Here is a 17,959-nt window from a genome sequence, read left to right on the forward strand (position 1 = left end):
CCCTCGGTACGCACGGGCGGGCACCTCGATGCGCAGCTATTCGTCATGGCTGCTTACAAATTAGTATGCGCACAGCACCGGAAGCCAGGGAAGGGAGCGGCAGGCCATGAGCGCACCGGAAGGCCCGTTCGTCATCGGGGTCGACAGCTCGACCCAGTCCACCAAGGCACTCGTGGTGGACGCCGCGACCGGCCAGGTGGTCTCCCGAGGACAGGCACCGCACACCGTCTCCCCGGGCGACCGGCGCGAGTCGGACCCCGAGGAGTGGTGGCAGGCGCTGCGCACCGCGGTGGGGCAGTGCGGGCGGGCCGCCGGCGAGGCCGCCGCCGTGTCCGTCGCAGGCCAGCAGCACGGCCTGGTGACGCTGGACGGCGCGGGAGATCCGGTGCGGCCCGCACTGCTGTGGAACGACGTACGCTCGGCGCCCCAGCGCGACCGCCTGGTCGCCGACCTCGGCGGCCCCACGGCCTGGGCCGAACGGGTCGGCAGCGTCCCGGCACCGGCCTTCACCGTCACCAAGTGGGCCTGGCTGCGGGAGAACGAACCGGAGGCCGCACGGTCGACGGCTGCCGTGCGGCTGCCGCACGACTTCCTGACCGAGCGGCTGACCGGGCAGCCGGGCACCGACCGGGGCGATGCCTCGGGCACCGGCTGGTGGTCCTCGGCGACCGGCTCCTACGACACGCAGATCCTGGAACTCGCCGGCCTGGACCCCGCGCTGCTGCCACCCGTACTCGGCTCCGGGGAGGCGGCGGGCACGGTCAGGGAGACCGGGGACGGTCTCCTGCCGGCCGGCACCCTGGTGGCCACCGGTACCGGGGACAACATGGCGGCGGCACTCGGCCTGGGGCTGCTGCCGGGACAACCGGTGCTCAGTCTCGGCACCTCGGGCACGGTGTACGCCGTCTCCAGTCGCCGCCCCGCCGATCCCAGCGGAACGGTCGCGGGCTTCGCGGACGCGCACACCGGCTGGCTGCCACTGGCCTGCACCCTCAACTGCACCCTGGCCGTGGACCGGATGGCCGCGCTGCTCTCCCGGGACCGCGAGGACGTGGAACCGGGCGGGCGGGTCACCGCGCTCCCCTTCCTCGACGGCGAACGCACGCCCGACCTCCCGTACGCGACCGGACTGCTGAGCGGGCTCCAGCACGCCACGACGGGCGGCCAGGTCCTCCAGGCCGCCTACGACGGCGCCGTCTTCGCACTGCTGCGTGCGCTCGACCTGGTGCTGGCCGAGGGCGGGGACCCGGCTGCGGCGCAGGAAGCACCGCTGCTGCTGATCGGCGGCGGCGCCAAGGGCACGGCATGGCGCGAGACGGTGCGGCGGCTGTCCGGCCGGGCCGTCCAGGTGCCCAGCGCGCAGGAACTGGTGGCACTGGGGGCCGCGGCACAGGCCGCGGGGCTGCTGCTCGGCGAGGACCCGGGCGCCGTCGCCCGCCGCTGGCGCACCGCGCAGGGGGCCTCGTACGAGCCCGTGGCACGCGACGACGACGCACTGGCCCGCCTCTCGGCGACGCTCGAAGGGGCGGGTGCGCTGCTCGGCCGGCGCCCGTGACCGGCGGCCCTCCGGCACCGGCTCCGGACCCGCGGCCGCACATGTTCCGCCGCCTCCTTGCCGCGGCTCCGGCCACTCGCACCGGCCCCTCGCACGGGCGGCGCACGACCGGCTCCGACGAGTCCCACGGGGCGCCACGAGAAGGAGCCGTTCATGACAGCTGAGGCACCCGGACCGCAGCGCGAGATTCGCAGGCGGAACCTCTCGCGCGTGCTGTACGCGGTGGCCCAGCAGGGGCCCTCGTCCCGTGCGGCGGTGGCGACGCGGCTGGGGCTGACGCGCACGGCCGTCTCGACCCTCGTGGACGAACTGCTGCGCGGCGGCCTGCTGACCGAGCAGGGGCCGACGCCGGCGGCCGGCGGGCCCGGGCGGCCCGGTACGGCACTCGCGCTCACCGACAGCGGGCCGTGCGGGCTGGGCGCCGAGATCGGCGTCGATCATCTGGCGGTCTGCGCGACCGACGTACGGGGCCGGGTGCGCGCCCGCGCGGAGACCGGCTCGCCGGGCAGGGACGGTGTGCCGGGCGCCGTGCTCACACCGCTGCGGGAGCTGGTGGACCAGGTGGCGGCCCGGGCACGCGGGCTCGGACTGGCCCCGGCCGCTCTGGCGGTGGCGGTACCCGGACTGGTCGCCCGCGGCACGGCGTCGGTTGTCCGCGCACCCAACCTCGGATGGCAGGGTGTCGACCTCGCTCCCCCGCTCGCGGAGGCGGGAGCGGAACGGGATCCCCTGCCGCTCCTGGCGGACAACGAGGCCAACCTCGGAGCGCTCGCCGAACTCTGGCTGGGCGGCGGCAGGGTCCCCCGGGACTTCGTGCACGTCTCGGCAGAGGTCGGTATCGGTGCCGCCGTGGTGCTGGACGGCGCACTGCTGCGCGGCCACCGCGGGTTCGCCGGGGAGATGGGCCACATGCCGGTACACCCGGACGGAGACCGGTGCGCCTGCGGGGGCAGGGGCTGCCTGGAGCAGTACGCGGCGGAGCCGGCCCTGCTGCGCGCCGCCGGGATCGCAGCCGACCGGCCGCGTGCCGCCGCACTGGCCGACCTGCTGGAGCAGGCAGCAGCAGGCGGTGTACGCGCGCTGGACGCTCTGGAGGCGGCAGGTGGCGCGCTGGGGCTGGCACTGGCCGGAACGGTGAACCTGCTGGACCCCCGTGCTCTGGTGCTCGGCGGCGTACTGGCCCGCTTCGCTCCGTGGCTGCTGCCGCCCCTGGAGCGGGAGCTGAGCGAACGCACCGCCGCGCCCGGCGCCCTCCCGGAACTGCTCGTCTCGGAACTGGGCGCGGACGGACCGCTGCTGGGTGCTGCGCACGCGGCCGTGCGCGTGGTGCTGGACGACCCGCTCTCCCATCTGGCCGGGCCGCGGGGCTGACCGGCCGGCCCGGGGGCGCGCCCCCGGGCCGGCCAGGTGTCCGCAGGCCACTCCCGGCGGCCGAGGATCACCAGCCGCTCCGCGGCGGGGCACTGCACGACGGCCACAGGTCGGTCCAATGGCACATTCTGGCGACTCTTGGCAGCCCTTCCGGGTGCTGCCATCATCAACGCGCGTCAACTCGCCCTGCACGTGCACCCATTCCCCCCACCGGGAGAGACGATGGACTCAGCACGCCAGAACCCCGCATCCTTCCCCTCACGTCCCCACCTGCCGCGGCGCGCGCTGCTGCGCGGCGGGGCGGGCTTCACTCTCGCCGCCGGCCTCGCAGGCGCCTCACTCGTCTCGGGCGGAGCCGCGGTGGCCCGGCCCAGAAAGCCGCTCGCCGTGGACTATCCGGCAGCGGAGTGGGTCCCCGCCTCCTCCGCCAACTACACGACGGCGAACCGGCCCGCGCAGTACCCGGTCGAGTTCGTGATCATCCACGTCACCCAGGAGTACTACGCGGACACGCTGGAGATCTTCCAGAACCCTGACAAGGCGGTCTCCGCGCACTACGTGGTGCGCTCCGACGACGGTCACGTGGCCCAGATGGTGCGCGAGAAGAACGTGGCCTGGCACGCGGGCAACTGGGACTACAACACGCGCAGTGTCGGCATCGAGCACGAAGGCTGGATCGACGAACCGGCCTGGTTCACAGAGGCCATGTACGAGGCGTCGGCGGCGCTGACGGCGGACATCTGCCGCCGGCACGGAATCCCACTGGACCGCCGGAACATCATCGGACACAACGAGGTACCCGGCGCCGACCACACCGACCCCGGCGGCGAGTGGGACTGGGCGCACTACATGGACCTCGTCAAGGCCCAGTAGCAGAACGGGAGACGGGCCCGGCGGAGTCGGCGGAGACCGACCCGGGTCCGGTCGACGACGGGCCGACGGCAATGGGGCAGCCGTCGGCGGCGGATCGGCCGCCGGCCGCCGAACGGGCGGGCGTACTCGCTTCCGTACGGGTACGCGTGCCCGTTGCCCGTTCGCGGACGGACGTCGCGGTGGCCATCCGCCCTCGGCACCCGACCCGGCGACCGAATCCATCGGAGCGGAAGCGTGTGCGTCCCTGCCGACCGGCCCTGATCACACGCCAGTTCGGGCGCGTGATCAGCCGGGCACGCAAACACTTCAACCCATCGTGTGACTACCGGCCGGAAGGCTTCTGCGCAGCACACCATCCCCGCCATCCTCGGCGTGTGCGACAACAGGAGAACAAGCAGGCCGTCGGCCGCGACGGACGGCACAAGCTGGCAGCGGCGGCACTCCTGTGCCTGGCGATGGGGGCAACGGCCGGTGGCCCGGCAGCCGCATCGACGCGTGCCGAAGCCCCCGCCCGCGCCGACGAATCCGTCGTGCTCGCGGCCGCCTCCCGGCCGGGCGGCGGTGAACCGCGTGGCGGCCCGCAGCCGAAGACCGCCCGTGCGGCGAGCAGTTCCCCGGCGGCCCCGGCGCCTACGGCGACGGACGCCGCCACCCCCGCCAGCAACACCGCCGCCGTCCGGACGGTGACGCCGTCGCACCTCACGCCCACCGCGGCTCCACAGACGGCGGCGACCGGCCAGCGGCCCCACCGGGACGGTGGCGCCCGCCTCTCGGTCGGCACGGAGGGGACCCGTCTCGACGCGACGGCAGAGCGGGGCGGCCGCTGTCCGGGCGCGTCCCTGACGGTGCGGACGCCCGGTGCCGGCCTCCGGCTCTCGGCGGGAGGGCCGTGCACCCCGCGTCCGCCCCGGCCCACTCCGCCGGCACCGACACCCTCGCCGCAACCTCCGGAGCAGAGCCCTCCCACACCGGCCCCGTCTCCCGCGCCCTCGGAACCGGCGCGTTCTCCGGCCGCAGTGCCTTTCGTCGCCCCCGAGCCGCAGGCCGCCCCCGAGGCGTCGGCGGTCCGGGCCGCCGCACGTCCGGTCCGGCCGGACCGGGCGTCCCCCCGGCCCGCGGCGACGCCCCGGCCGCTCCGTTCGCCGACGCCCTCGCGCACGGCGGTCGCCGCTCCACGCCGGCCCGCGCCGCAGCGCGAGCGACCGGACGGAAGCCTGTCGATGGTCACCCGCACGCTCCTGATCGTCACCCCGGCCGTCCTCGCGGCCGCCGCCCTGCGTCCCCGTTCGAGCGGTGGACGACAGACGGCAGCCGGAGGCACCGGCACGAGCGGCAACTGACCTCATTCCGGATCCCGGCAGTGCACGTGGTGCACCGCCGCCCCTCTCCCCTGTCCAACGCTTCGTGGAGGACCCGTGTCCGAAAGGTTCATGCTGGCGCTCAGCCTGGTCGCCGCCTGTCTGGTCGTCGTCGTTGTCGTCGTCCTCAGACGCCGGCGTGCCACGCCGGGCGATCCGGCGGAGACACCGGACGTGATCGAGTACATGACGATGATGATCGGCGTGGTGTACGCGATCGTGCTGGGCCTGGCCATCGCCGGGGTCTGGGAGGAACGCAACGCGGCGGACGAGGCCCTCGCCCAGGAGGCGCAGGCGCTGCACGAGGTGAGCGAGCGGGTGGGCGTCTACCCGGCGGCCGAACGCCAACGCGTGCGCGGCGACGTGGACGCCTACGTCCGCTACGCGGTCACCACCGAGTGGTCGCACATGGTCGAGCAGGGCGAACTCACCGAGCGGGGCACCCGCATGCTCAAGAGACTGCGCGGCGACGCGGCTTCCTTCGAACCGGCCACCATGCAGCAGGCGCAGTCCTACCAGGCCGTGATCGACCAGATCGCCGCCGCCGACACCGCACGCACCGCACGGGCGACCGGCGCCGGACCCACGATGCCGGGCGTGGTGTGGATCGGACTGTACGCGGGCGCGGTGATCTCGGTGGGGATGCTCTTCGCGCTGCAGATCCAGCGCTCCGGCAGGGAACTGATCCTGGCAGGCATCTTCAGCGCTCTGATCGCCTTCCTGCTCTTCCTGGTCTGGCACTTCGACGCGCCGTTCGCCCGCGGCCTCGAAGACCCCAAGGAAGCGTTCACGACACTGTTCCCGCGAGCGACGGGCTCCTCGGGCTGAGCGGCACCGGGCAGGCGCCGCTGCGGACGTCCGGGGCGGCCCGTCCCGCGGCCCGGGGAGACCCGTCGGCTCCCCCGGCCGCGGGACGGGTGAGATGCTGGCGGTCCCAGAGGCGAGAGATCACAAAGGAGTCCGGGTGTCCCTGCTCTTCCCCGCGCTGCACGCGGCGTCCTCGCACACGGCGCTGCGCTTCGGCGACCGAGTCCTCAGCTACCGCCGGCTGGCTGCCGTGGCCGGCGGCCTGGCCACCAGGCTGCAGACCTCGGCGCCCGTCGCGGTCTGGGCGACGCCCAGTCTGGAGACGGCGGTCGGCGTGGTCGCCGGACTGCTGGCCGGAGTGCCCGTGGTCCCGGTGAACCCGAAGAGCGGCGAGAGCGAACTGACGCACATCGTCAACGACAGCGCACCCGCCACAGTGCTGGCGGAGCCCGGTGCGGAACTCCCGGCAGCACTCGGGTCGCTGCCGCGCACGGACATCGCGGTCCCCGACGAGGCGGAGGAGGGGACCTGGGTCCTGCCCACCGAGCCCAACCCGGAGACGGCGGCACTCATCGTCTACACCTCGGGCACGACCGGGCCGCCCAAGGGCGTGGTGCTGTCGCGGCGCGCCGTGGCCAGCAATCTGGACGCGCTGACGGAAGCCTGGCAGTGGACGGAGGACGACGTGCTGGTGCACGGACTGCCGCTGTTCCACGTGCACGGGCTGATCCTCGGCGTCCTGGGGCCGCTGCGCCGCGGGGGCGCACTGCGCCATCTGGGGGCCTTCAGCACCCGGGGAGTGGCGCGGGAGCTGGCGGGCGGCGGCACGATGCTGTTCGGCGTCCCGACCATGTACCACCGGCTCGCCGACGCCTGTGAGAGCGATCCGGACCTGGTGCGCGCGCTGGCCGGAGCGCGGCTGCTGGTGTCGGGTTCGGCGGCGCTGCCGCTGCACGACCACGACCGGCTCACCGCCGTGACGGGCAAGCGGGTGATCGAGCGGTACGGCATGACGGAAACGCTGATGAACACCAGCGTGCGGCCCTCTGGGAGCTCCCGTACGGGTTCCGTCGGCCTGCCGCTGCGCGACGTGGACCTCCGGCTGGTGGACGACACGGGACAGCGCCTTCCCGCGGAGGACACCGAGACGGTGGGTGAGGTCCAGGTGCGCGGGCCGAACCTGTTCACCGAGTACCTCAACCGCCCCGACGCGACGGCCGAGGCATTCGACGGCGGCTGGTTCCGCACCGGCGACATGGCGACGCGGGACGCGGACGGGTCGGTGCGCCTCGTCGGCCGCAAAGCCACCGACATGATCAAGAGCGGCGGCTTCCGGATCGGCGCGGGCGAGATCGAGAACGTGCTCCTCGGCCATCCGGCCGTCGCGGAGGCCGCCGTCACCGGCGAGCCGGACGACGACCTGGGCGAGCGCGTCGTCGCCTGGATCGTGCCGGTGACGCCACAGCAGCCGCCGTCGGCGGAGGAGCTGACCGAACTGGTCGCCGGCCGGCTCGCGCCGCACAAACGTCCGCGCAGCGTGCGCTTCCTGGAGGCGCTGCCGCGCAACGACATGGGAAAGGTGCTCAAGCGGGAACTGCCCGGGCAGCAACGCTGACGGCCCACCGCGACCCGTGGTCCGCGACCGCCCCTCCTCCGACCGGTTGCCGGGCCGCGATGCACGTCGCTCGCGCGGGTCCCCGGCCTGCTCTGTCAGCTCGGGGCCCCGCAGTCAGGCAGGCCCCCGCCGCAGCTCCGCGGCATCGGCCAGCCGGCGGTAGGAACGGAGGCGGTCGTCGGGGTCGTGGGTGTTGAGCGTCAGCAGAAGTTCGTCGGCACCCGTGCGCTCCACGAGTCCGGCCAACGCGTCGGCGACCTCCTCCGGGGTGCCGCGCAGCTGGGTCTGCCGGGCCTCGTCGAAGGCGGCGCGCTCCTTCGGGCCCATCGTGCGGCCGAGCACGTCCTGGGGCGGAACGAGCGGGGTGAAGGTGCCACGAGTGCGGGACAGCGCCGTCGACCACGCCTCGGGGACCTGCAGCTCCTCCGCCTCCGCGCGGGTGTCGGCGGCGGCCGCGTTCACCGCGACGACGACGTGGGGCGCGGTCCCGTCCCGGACGGCTCCGCCCGCCCCGGTTTCCGGAGCGCCAAGGCCGGTGCGCGGCCGGAAGGCCGCCCGGTAGGCCCGTATCGCCTCCCGCGTCCGCTGTTCGTCGCGGGAGGTCCCGATCACCAGCGGCAGTCCGTGCTCGGCCGCCACCGCGGCACCCGAGCCGACGGCCAGGACGAACGGCGGTACGCGCAGTCCCTCCGCGGGCCGGGCACGTACCGGGCCGGTGCCCTCGAAGTAGCCGAGGAGTTCCGATATCTGCGCCCCGAAGTCCTCGGCGGCGTCCTTGCCGACGCGCAGTGCCTTGCGGACGCCGTCGGTGAATCCGACGGAGCGCCCCAGCCCCATGTCGATGCGGCCGGGATGGAGCGACTCCAGCACCCCGAACTGCTCGGCCACCACCAGCGGCCGGTGGTTGGGGAGCATCACCCCTCCGGTGCCGACCCGGATCCGGGAGGTGGCGGAGGCCACCGCGGCGGCCAGGACCGTCGGCGCGGAGCCCGCGATGCCGGGGACGGCGTGGTGCTCGGAGACCCAGAAGCGCAGGAATCCCAGCGCTTCCGCCTGCTGTGCGAAACGCACCGTCTCACGCAGCGCACCGCCGGGGTGCTCACCCTCCCGGGTGAGGGAGCGGTCGAGGACGGAGAGGGGTACCGGGATCCGGGGCGATGGAGTCACCTCCGCTACAACACCTGTCGGCGGTACGGATTCCCGATGCTCCTGCGAGGGCGGGCTACCGGTCGGCCGGGGACTCCTCCAGCAGTCCGGCGTCGTGCACGAGGAGAGCGAGCTGGACGCGGTTGTTGAGGTCGAGTTTGGTCAGGATGCGGGAGACGTGTGTCTTGACCGTGGGCACGCTCATGTAGAGGGACGCCGCGATCCGGGCGTTGGCCAGTCCGCGGCCGACGCCGAGCGCCACCTCGCTCTCCCGCTCGCCGAGCCGGGCGAGGGCGTCCTTGGCGCGGGAGCGGCGGGTCTCCCGGACCGCTGGGGTGACGTGCTGGATGAGCTGGCGGGTGACCGCGGGAGAGAGCACGGGCTCCCCGGAGGCGACCCTGCGCACCGCGGCCAGGATGTCGGCGGGTGGGGTGTCCTTGAGCAGGAAGCCCGCGGCTCCGGCACGCAGGGCGCGGAGCACCTGGGCATCGGCGTGGAAGGTGGTCAGGACGACGACCTCGGGCGGTTCGTCGCGAGCCCGGAGCAGCTCGGTTGCGGTGAGCCCGTCCATGGCCGGCATCCGGATGTCCATCAGGACCACATGCGGACGGTGCTCGTCGACCAGTCCGAGCACCTGGCTGCCGTCCGCGGCCTCCCCCACGATCTCGACGCCCTGGGTGCCGCCCAGCATCAGCCGGAGCCCGGCCCGTACGAGAGCGTCGTCGTCGACAAGGAGCACGCGGATGGTCATGCACATACCGTAGCCAGCCGCCACCCGGCCTCCACCCCCGCCCTGCGGAGGCCACGGCCGACAGCGAACGGGCCGGGTGCGCTCACGCGCGGGCGCCCGCATCGTCGCCGACCGGTGCGTCCCAGTCGATGCGGTAGTCCAGCAGCCAGTCGCTGCCGGAGTCGTCGTCGCGCCGCGCGCGGGGCCGGGTCTCCGCGGGGCGCGGGACGACCCGGTCGTTCAACCGGGCGCTGCGTTCGACGACGGCCTCGACCCGGTTCCGGCGCAGCGACTCGAAGCGGATGAACGCCTCGGACACCCCGGGGAGGTCGCGGAGGCACTTGGCGAGAACGACGCTGTCCTCGATCGCCATGGACGCGCCTTGCGCCGCGTTGGGCGCCGCCGCGTGTGCCGCGTCTCCGAGCACGACCATGGAAGCGCGGTGCCAGACCGGGGTGCGGGCCATGTCGTAGGCGTTGGTGGCGACGATGCCCCCACTGCCCCGGACGATCTCGGCGGCCGGCGAGGCGTCTTCGGAGAAGAGCGAGACGACGTGGTCCCGCCAGCGCGCCGACTCCGCGGGTGTCCCGGTGGCCAGTTCCTCCCGGTCGCGCTCGCCGCCGGGGGTGTTGGCGAACCACCACACCTCGCCGTCGGGCGCCGCGGTGCAGCCGAGGAACGCGCGCCGCCCCTGGATCATCCGGTAGGTGCCGGGAGGCGGCGCTGCTTCCGGAGGAACCTCGGGTGTGTAGCCGCACACGGTGATCTGCCCGGTGTGGCGCGGCGCGGGCGCGCCGGGGTCGATGAGCGTGCGGGTGACGGAGTGGAGACCGTCGGCCCCGATGAGCAGGTCCCCTTCGGCGCACGAGCCGTCGTCGAAGCGGGCGGTGACCCGCCCGTCCGGAGCCGTGTCGGCGGAGACGAGACGCTTGCCGTGCTCGATGCTGACACTCCGGCGGATCGCCTCATCGTGAAGCGCGCGGTGGAGAGTCGCGCGCCGTAGCGTGCGCGGACCGAGAGCGCCGGTGGTGCCGGTGCCCCCGGCGACCGGCCGCACGCCCACGCTGTCCCCGGTGTGCGCGAGCATCTCCACCCGTTCTGCGGGAAAGGAGACGTCCAGCACGGCCCGGTGGGCGTCGACGGTGCGCAGGGCCTCCAGGCCGTTGTGGAAGAGCACGAGGAAGGCACCGGCATCATCGGCGCCGGACGGGTACGCCTCGTGCACGGTCGAGCTGATCCCCGCCCTGTGCAGGGACATCGCCGTCATGGCTCCGGCGATACCGCCGCCGATGATGAGCGCGTGCCGCTGCCTCATGGCACCTCCAGTCGCTGAGTGTTCCGTTCGCTGCCGCTCTCCCCTACTGACCGCCCGCGAGGGCCGGTGGTTGCGCACCGGCTCCCTCGGATGCCGCCCGGGTCGCTCGCCTCCCCGGCGGAAATGACCGCAGGCGGACGGAGCCCGCGTACGGCGGCAGCCGGAGGCCTCCGCCCCGGCCGCGCGGCGTCCCCTGTCCGGACCCCGGCGCCGCGCCTCCGGTCACCGGCCCAGGGCAGCCGCCAGATAGGGCGCGGTGGCACTGGTGCGGGAGGCGGCGACCTCCTCAGGGGTTCCGGCGGCGACGATCCGCCCTCCCCGGTCACCACCGCCCGGACCCAGGTCGATGACCCAGTCGGCGCCGGAGACCACCGCCGGATCGTGTTCGACGACGATGACCGTGTGGCCGGCCCGGACCAGTCCGTGGAGCTGCCCCAGCAGCACCTCCGTGTCGGCCGGGTGCAGCCCGGTGGTGGGCTCGTCCAGGAGGTAGAGCGTGTGCCCGCGGCGGCCGCGCTGGAGTTCGGCGGCGAGCTTGATGCGCTGGGCCTCGCCCCCCGACAGCTCCGTCGCCGGCTGCCCCAGCCGCAGATACCCCAGGCCGACACGTTGCAGTGCGTCCAGCCCGCGCCGTGCGGCCGGGACATCCGCGAGGAACTCCGCAGCACCGTCGACCGTCATGCCCAGGACGTCCGCGACGGTCGCCCCCCGGTAGGTGATCTCCAGCGTCCGAGGGTTGTAGCGCGCCCCATGGCAGTCCGTGCACGGTGCGTAGCTGCCGGGCAGGAAGAGGAGCTCCACCGCGATGTACCCCTCGCCCTGGCAGGTCGGGCAGCGGCCCTCGGCGACGTTGAACGAGAACCGTCCGGCTCCGTACCCCCGGGCCCTGGCTTCGTCCGTGGCGGCGAAGACCTTGCGCACCGCGTCGAAGAGGCCCGTGTAGGTCGCCAGATTGGAGCGCGGCGTGCGCCCGATGGGCTTCTGGTCGACGCGCACCAGGCGGTTCACGGCCTCCACTCCCCGGACCTCCGTGACCACGGTGCCGCGGCCCCCGCGCGGGAACTGGTCCGCCTCCGGCTCCGCATCGTCCGTGCCGGAACCTGCTGCCGGACCCCGCTGCTCCGCGGGGGCCGTCCCGGTGCCGGTGTGCGCGGCGACGACGTCGGCCAGGACCTGGGTGACCAGCGTGGACTTACCCGACCCGGAGACCCCTGTGACAGCGGTGAAGACACCGAGCGGGAACGCCACGTCCAGCCCCCGCAGGTTGTGCCGCCTCACCCCGGAGAGCGACAGCGTGCGCTCCGGCCGACGTGGTGGGACCGGTCCCCGCGCCCGGGCTCCGCGGCCGGTACGGCCGGACTGCGGTGCCCCGGAGGCGCGGGACTCCACACTGTCGCCTTGCGTCGTAGGGGATACGCCCGCCCCGGAGGCGCCGGGGGCTTCCGGGGGAAAGAGGTGGGTGCGCGTGACGGAGCGCTCCGACTGCGCCAGGCCGGGCACTGGGCCGCTGTAGAGCACCTCTCCTCCGTGCTCGCCCGCAGCGGGGCCGACGTCCACGACCCAGTCGGCCCGCCGGACCACGGCCATCTCGTGCTCGACCACGAACAGCGAGTTCCCCGCCTCCCGGAGCCTGTCCAGAACCCTCAGCAGTGCCTCGGTGTCGGCGGGGTGCAACCCGGCCGACGGTTCGTCCAGAACGTAGACCACGCCGAAGAGACCGGACCGCAACTGGGTCGCCAGCCGGAGCCGCTGCAACTCCCCCGCCGAGAGGGTGGGGGTGGGCCGGTCGGTGCTGAGATAGCCCAGGCCCAGCTCCACGAGCACGTCGATGCGGGAGAGGAGGTCGGTGGAGAGGGTTTCGGCGACGCTCTGCCGAATGCCTTCTTCGGGGGCCCCTCCCCCCTCCCCTCCCCCCGTTGCGGCTCGCAGCACCCCGGCGAGCCCCTCCAGCGGCAGGGCCGCCAGCTCGGCGATGTCCCGGCCCGCGAACGTCACGGCGAGCGCCTCCGGGCGCAGCCGGCGACCGCCGCAGACCGGGCAGTCGGCGCTGACCAGGAACCGCCGCACACGCTCCCGCAGGGTGGCGCTCTTCGTCTCCGCGAAGGTGTGCAGCACATAGCGCTTCGCGCTCTGATAGGTGCCTTGGTAGGGCCGCTGGATACGGCCCGCCTCCCGCACCGGGTGAACGGTGACGACGGGCTGCTCGTCCGTGAACAGCAGCCACTCGCGCTGTTCGGACGGCAGCTCCCGCCACGGACGGTCGATGTCGTAGCCGAGTGCTGCGGTCACGTCGCGCAGGTTCTTGCCCAGCCAGGCTCCCGGCCACGCCGCGACCGCCCCCTCCCGGACACTGAGCGACGGGTCCGGGACCAGCGACTCCTCGGTGACCCGGTGCACCACGCCCAGCCCGTGGCACTCCGGGCAGGCGCCTGCTGCCGTGTTGGGCGAGAAGGCATCCGAATCCAGCCGCTCGGCTCCTTCCGGATACTGCCCGGCCCGCGAGAAGAGCATCCGCAGCGAGTTCGACAGCGTGGTCACCGTACCGACCGACGAGCGGCCCGTGGGCGTGGAGCGCCGCTGCTCCAGCGCCACCGCGGGCGGCAGCCCGGTGATCTCCTGGACCCGCGGTGCTCCGACCTGGTGGATCAGCCGCCGCGCATAGGGGGCGACCGACTCGAAGTAGCGGCGCTGTGCTTCCGCGTAGAGCGTGCCGAAGGCCAGCGAGGACTTGCCCGAACCCGAGACACCGGTGAAGACGACCAGCGCATCCCGCGGAATGTCCACATCCACGCCACGCAGATTGTGCTCGCGCGCGTCGCGCACCCGTACGTAACCGTCGTCGCTCATCCTTCCATGATCGGACATGCCGTCGAGCACCAGCGGCAGCGGCCCTGCCCCGGGAGCGGCCACGGTGCGTGAAGGGCGCGCCGGGGTGGTACCCATGGCCGCCATGGAGTGGTTCACGCCGTGGTTCCCGGCGCCCGGATACGGGCTGAGCCGGCTGGTTCTCCAACGTGCGCTGGCAGGGGTCTACCTCGTCGCCTTCCTCTCGGCGGCACTGCAGTTCCGGGCCCTGCTGGGCGAGCGCGGTCTGATGCCCGCCGCGGCGTTCACGCGGCGGGTACCGTTCCGGGCCTCCCCCAGCCTCTTCCACTGGCGGTGCGGCGACCGCTTCACCGGGGCATGCGCCTGGGCGGGTGTCGCGCTGGCTGCCGCGGTGGTGGGGGGCGCCGCGGATGCCGTGCCCCTGTGGGCCGCGATGGTGATGTGGGCACTGCTGTGGTTCCTCTATCTCTCGTTCGTGAACGTCGGTCAGGTCTTCTACGGCTTCGGCTGGGAGTCACTGCTGCTGGAGAGCGGGTTCCTCGCGATCTTCCTGGGCAATGCGCAGACCTCACCGCCCGTGCTGACCGTGTGGCTGATGCGCTGGCTGCTCTTCCGGGTGGAGTTCGGCGCGGGGCTGATCAAGTGGCGCGGCGATGCCTGCTGGCGCAACCTGACCTGCCTCTACTACCACCACGAGACCCAGCCGATGCCCGGGCCCCTGAGCTGGTTCTTCCACCACCTCCCGCGGCGGATGCACCGGATGGAGGTGGCCGCCAACCATGTGGCCCAGCTCATCGTGCCCTTCGGCCTGTTCTTTCCGCAGCCGGTCGCCACCGTCGCGGCCGGGCTGATCATCGTCACGCAGTTGTGGCTCGTGCTGTCAGGCAACTTCTCCTGGCTGAATTGGCTGACGATCGTTCTGGCACTCTCCGCTGTCGACCCCTCTCCCGCAACGGGCGCCTCCTCCTACGGTCATACTCCGCTGTGGTTCGCCGTCATGGTGTGCCTCGCAACAGTGCTGATCGTCGTGCTGAGTTGGTGGCCCGCACGCAATCTGCTCAGCCGGACCCAGCAGATGAACCGCTCCTTCAACTCCCTCCACCTGGTGAACACCTACGGTGCGTTCGGCAGTGTGACCCGTGTCCGGCACGAGATCGTCCTCGAGGGCACGGACGAGGAGCAGATCACGCCGGAGACCGCGTGGCACGAGTACGAGTTCAAGGGCAAACCGGGAAACGTGCGCCGGCTGCCGCGGCAGTTCGCGCCGTACCATCTCCGTCTGGACTGGCAGATGTGGTTCGCCGCGTTGTCCCCGGCCTACACCCGCGGCTGGTTCGAGCCGTTCGTCTCCCGGCTGCTGGAGAACGACCCGGCCACCCTGCGGTTGCTGCACACCAACCCGTTCCCCCAGCAGCCACCCACTCATGTACGCGCGCTGCTGTACCGCTACCACTTCACGACACGGGAGCAGCGGCGGGCGACGGGAGCCTGGTGGCACCGGTCCTTCGAGCGCGAGTTCCTGCCGCCGGTCGCGCTCACAGGGCGTCCGGGTGGGCGCCGTCGCTGGTGACCGCGGCCGCTGACCACGGCTGGGTTCGCTGGTACGGCTGGCGGGCGCGCAGCGGCCGGCTGTTCTCGCCCGCATGCGCGTTTCGCCTGTGCGTGGAGGTGGATCCCTCATCGCCGTCCTCGCTCTCGATCCGTTGTCCCGGTACGAGGGACCGTCTCGCCCCGGTGGAAGGAGTCTGCCCCCGGTCGCCACGCTCGTGGGCAGCCATCGCATTTCCGGTGGACAACTGACCGGTTGTGCATAATCCCGCCACCCACATGGGCGACAAGGTCGAGCGGAACGCGGGACGGGGCGAACAGCACTCAGCGCGACGGGACCCGGGCCACCTCGGGCGAGTCCGACTCGAGCGGCACGGACCAGGACCGCACGAGCCCCAGTTGTGCCGCCTGCCGGGGCAGCACCGCATCCAGCGCCCAGTCCGCCAGCACCCGGATCCGGTTCCCCGGCATGGCAGCGAGGTGGTACCCACGGGTCACCAGATTGGCGAGCGGCCCCGAGAGCGGCACCCGGAGCGGGTTCGCTGCGGCCTTGACCCCGCCCAGGTCCACCATGAATCCGAGGTCGTGGTGTTTGTAGGGGCGCGGCTCCCCGTGCCCGAGTGAGGCGGCGAGGTTGCGGCCCGCGACCTTCCCCTGCCGCACCGCGTGCTGCGCCGTCATCGGAGTGATCTCCCCCGGCCGGGTCAGGTCCGGTACAGCGGCCGCGTCGCCGCAGGCCATGACCTCGGGCCTGTCCGGCACCCGCAGGTACTCGTCGACCACGATGCGCCCCTGCCGGGTCTCCAGCCCGAGATCCTTCACGACGGGGTCGGGCCGCATTCCCACACACCAGATCAGCGAGTGGGTCGCTACGAACTCGCCGTTGTCCAGCACCACCCCCTCGCTCGTCGCCTCCTGGACGGAGGTTCCGGCCCGCACCTCGACCCCCCGCTTGCGCAGCACTTCGTCCGCGGTCCCGGAAAGACGGTGATCCAGTTCGGGCAGCACGCGAGGCGCGACGTCGAGCAGCATCCAGCGGGTCCGCACCTCCCCCGTACTCCGAGTGCCCGCCGGTCCGCGCCCGTCCGTCCCCTGCCGGCTGTGCTGCCTGGCCAGCGATTCGGCGAACATCTGGCCGTGCGCCGCGACCTCTGTGCCGGTGTATCCCGCGCCGACGACCACGAAGGTGCGGCGCGCCGTTGCTTCCTCCGCGTCCTCGGCAGTGGCCGCCAGCGCGATCTGCCTGTTGATGTGATCACGGAGGTAGAGAGCCTCCGGCATGCCGCGGAAGCCGTGCGCGTGCTCGGCGACCCCGGGGATCGGCAGCAGTTTGTTGACGCTGCCGACTGTCAGCAGCAGCCGGTCGTAGCAGAGCTCGCCCGACCGGCCTTCGGGGTCCATGTAGCGGAGGCGGCGCCCGTCGAGGTCGACGCCGTCGACCTCGCCCAGCACGAGCCGCACCCGTGGCAGCGTGCCGGCGAGCGAGACCGAGACCCGCCGCGGTTCCAGGACGCCCGACGCGACCTCCGGCAGCAGCGGCAGATAGAGAAAGTAGTCGTTGGGGTTGACCAGCACGATCTCCGCTTCGTCACGGAGCGTGCGGGACAATGTACGCGCTGCCCTGTAGCCGGCGAATCCAGCTCCGACGATCACAATGCGGGACCGGCTCACAACCGGACCTCCTCTCAGAACCGGACCGGGGCAGGTTCCGTGCCCGCCCCAGCCGTCTGCCGCGGATCCGTCGGGTTTCCTGCCGGCTCTCCCACCAAACGCGTTCCGTGGGGGATCGGACGCAGCGGGCAGCCACCGGTCACGGGTCCGCACACTGCCCGCCCTGGAGGGACGACTGCCCACGCGTGATCGACCGACCGTGTCGGCACCGGGAGGGGGTGAGCGAGCACCCCTTGAAGTGCTGTATTGTTCTTTGTGCGCGAGCGGCGAGGGAAAAGCCCCGAGCCGAGCGAGCACCGGGACGTGGCGCAGTTTGGTAGCGCACTTGACTGGGGGTCAAGGGGTCGTGGGTTCAAATCCCGCCGTCCCGACTGCGAAGATCGCAGATCGGAAGCCGTTCCAGCATGTGCTGGGACGGCTTCTTCCGTACGTGCGTTTGCTCCCATGATGGGAGCCCTCTGGGAGCACTCGCGCTCCCACGCTCCCAGCCGGCAGCAGTGCCCGTTTTCTCCGTCCCACTCGGGTCGAGGCTGTGCGCGGTACACCACTGCTGCACGCCGTCGTCAACAGCGTGGCATCAGCCGCTACCCCGCGGAGGGACGGGTATTCCCGGATAGGGGGCACAAGAGCCCCTTGACCGCACAGGAGGGCAGGGCCGACCTCTACGGGCCTTGCGTCTGACACATTTCCCGCCCTCCGTCGCACGGGCGAGGGTCTTTGCCCAGGCCACCGCGACAGTGCTGGTCAGCCCGTGATGCAATCCCGTGCCTGGGTGGGGCGGATGACACTTGAGCACAGGTGGGAGCGTATCCGCGAGAGCGGGAGCAGTTGTGGGGCGCGGTAGCACCCTACAGAGAGCCCTTCCAACGGGGCCGATGCATGGGAGTCGGATCCGGACGGGACGGAGAGCTGACAGACGGCCGAGCGGGAAGAGCTGTCCCTGCTGTAGAGGTTGGCCGCCGAGCAGGACGAAGCGGTTCAGGTGCTGCGAAAGGGCGCCGTTCCTCTTCACGAGGGAGAGCAACCGATGAGCGCGGTGTACGCGTTCATCGAGGCGGAGAAGACCACTGCATCGCTCTCGTGCATCAACTATTGAAAGAGGCCCGCTTACCCCTTGAATACCTGGCGGGCCGATAAGACCCGG

The 17,959-nt window shown here is 72.7% G+C and carries 12 protein-coding genes and 1 tRNA gene; 8 read left to right on the plus strand and 5 right to left on the minus strand.

Translation table 11 applies throughout. The features are described 5' to 3' along the window. Nucleotides 1-106: 106 nt before the first annotated feature. The 5 genes from xylB to A949_RS0126750 all read left to right on the plus strand — a co-directional run bounded on the left by xylB (nucleotide 107) and on the right by A949_RS0126750 (nucleotide 7,579). Nucleotides 107-1,555, plus strand: coding sequence for a xylulokinase (gene xylB / locus A949_RS0126725; RefSeq protein WP_019359121.1), 1,449 nt, complete (start codon nucleotides 107-109; stop codon nucleotides 1,553-1,555). A gap of 153 nt (nucleotides 1,556-1,708) precedes the next feature. Continuing rightward, nucleotides 1,709-2,926: an ROK family transcriptional regulator gene (locus A949_RS0126730; protein WP_026005068.1), complete on the plus strand. Its 1,218-nt coding sequence runs from the start codon at nucleotides 1,709-1,711 to the stop codon at nucleotides 2,924-2,926. A gap of 222 nt (nucleotides 2,927-3,148) precedes the next feature. Next, nucleotides 3,149-3,799, plus strand: a complete 651-nt coding sequence (locus A949_RS0126735; RefSeq protein ID WP_019359123.1) for an N-acetylmuramoyl-L-alanine amidase — start codon at nucleotides 3,149-3,151, stop codon at nucleotides 3,797-3,799. Nucleotides 3,800-5,214: 1,415 nt separating this feature from the next. Beyond that, a complete protein-coding gene (locus A949_RS0126745) occupies nucleotides 5,215-5,985 on the plus strand; it encodes a bestrophin-like domain (RefSeq protein WP_019359125.1) in 771 nt (256 codons plus the stop codon). 136 nt (nucleotides 5,986-6,121) lie between these two features. Then, a complete protein-coding gene (locus A949_RS0126750; protein ID WP_019359126.1) occupies nucleotides 6,122-7,579 on the plus strand; it encodes an acyl-CoA synthetase in 1,458 nt (485 codons plus the stop codon). Between the two features lie 114 nt (nucleotides 7,580-7,693). Here the strand turns inward: A949_RS0126750 and A949_RS0126755 are convergent, their stop codons facing one another. From A949_RS0126755 to A949_RS0126770, 4 genes are all read right to left on the minus strand, one after another. Beyond that, the gene (locus A949_RS0126755) at nucleotides 7,694-8,746 is read right to left on the minus strand and encodes an MsnO8 family LLM class oxidoreductase (RefSeq protein WP_019359127.1); all 1,053 of its coding nucleotides are present in this window, start codon (nucleotides 8,744-8,746) and stop codon (nucleotides 7,694-7,696) included. Nucleotides 8,747-8,801: 55 nt separating this feature from the next. After that, entirely contained in the window at nucleotides 8,802-9,476 is a 675-nt protein-coding gene (locus tag A949_RS0126760; protein ID WP_019359128.1) for a response regulator transcription factor, read from the minus strand. Between the two features lie 82 nt (nucleotides 9,477-9,558). Then, nucleotides 9,559-10,770 carry an FAD-dependent monooxygenase gene (locus A949_RS0126765; RefSeq protein ID WP_019359129.1) on the minus strand — a complete coding sequence of 404 codons (1,212 nt, stop codon included), beginning with the start codon at nucleotides 10,768-10,770 and terminating at the stop codon, nucleotides 9,559-9,561. A gap of 222 nt (nucleotides 10,771-10,992) precedes the next feature. Beyond that, a complete protein-coding gene (locus tag A949_RS0126770) occupies nucleotides 10,993-13,617 on the minus strand; it encodes an excinuclease ABC subunit UvrA (protein ID WP_019359130.1) in 2,625 nt (874 codons plus the stop codon). 94 nt (nucleotides 13,618-13,711) lie between these two features. On the opposite strand from A949_RS0126770, the gene A949_RS0126775 reads away from it, so the two are divergent. Next, on the plus strand, nucleotides 13,712-15,166 hold the full coding sequence (locus A949_RS0126775; RefSeq protein ID WP_019359131.1) for a lipase maturation factor family protein: 1,455 nt from the start codon (nucleotides 13,712-13,714) through the stop codon (nucleotides 15,164-15,166). A 302-nt stretch (nucleotides 15,167-15,468) separates the two neighbouring features. Here A949_RS0126775 and A949_RS0126780 read toward each other — a convergent pair whose 3' ends face one another. Continuing rightward, the gene (locus A949_RS0126780; RefSeq protein ID WP_026005071.1) at nucleotides 15,469-16,815 is read right to left on the minus strand and encodes an NAD(P)/FAD-dependent oxidoreductase; all 1,347 of its coding nucleotides are present in this window, start codon (nucleotides 16,813-16,815) and stop codon (nucleotides 15,469-15,471) included. A gap of 297 nt (nucleotides 16,816-17,112) precedes the next feature. On the opposite strand from A949_RS0126780, the gene A949_RS0126785 reads away from it, so the two are divergent. Further along, nucleotides 17,113-17,186: transfer RNA gene (locus A949_RS0126785), tRNA-Pro, on the plus strand. A gap of 581 nt (nucleotides 17,187-17,767) precedes the next feature. Then, nucleotides 17,768-17,911: a hypothetical protein gene (locus A949_RS38285; protein WP_019359133.1), complete on the plus strand. Its 144-nt coding sequence runs from the start codon at nucleotides 17,768-17,770 to the stop codon at nucleotides 17,909-17,911. The last annotated feature ends 48 nt before the right edge of the window (nucleotides 17,912-17,959 follow it).

Source organism: Streptomyces sp. AA1529 (assembly GCF_000280905.1).
In the GTDB taxonomy this organism is placed as follows: domain Bacteria; phylum Actinomycetota; class Actinomycetes; order Streptomycetales; family Streptomycetaceae; genus Streptomyces.

Excerpts from the sequence above, each read along its gene's own strand:
- A949_RS0126760 (WP_019359128.1), bottom strand. The coding sequence starts at position 9,476 with ATGACCATCCGCGTGCTCCTTGTCGACGACGACGCTCTCGTACGGGCC.
- A949_RS0126765 (WP_019359129.1), bottom strand. The coding sequence starts at position 10,770 with ATGAGGCAGCGGCACGCGCTCATCATCGGCGGCGGTATCGCCGGAGCC.
- A949_RS0126770 (WP_019359130.1), bottom strand. The coding sequence starts at position 13,617 with ATGAGCGACGACGGTTACGTACGGGTGCGCGACGCGCGCGAGCACAAT.
- xylB (WP_019359121.1), top strand. The coding sequence starts at position 107 with ATGAGCGCACCGGAAGGCCCGTTCGTCATCGGGGTCGACAGCTCGACC.
- A949_RS0126775 (WP_019359131.1), top strand. The coding sequence starts at position 13,712 with ATGGCCGCCATGGAGTGGTTCACGCCGTGGTTCCCGGCGCCCGGATAC.
- A949_RS0126730 (WP_026005068.1), top strand. The coding sequence starts at position 1,709 with ATGACAGCTGAGGCACCCGGACCGCAGCGCGAGATTCGCAGGCGGAAC.
- A949_RS0126735 (WP_019359123.1), top strand. The coding sequence starts at position 3,149 with ATGGACTCAGCACGCCAGAACCCCGCATCCTTCCCCTCACGTCCCCAC.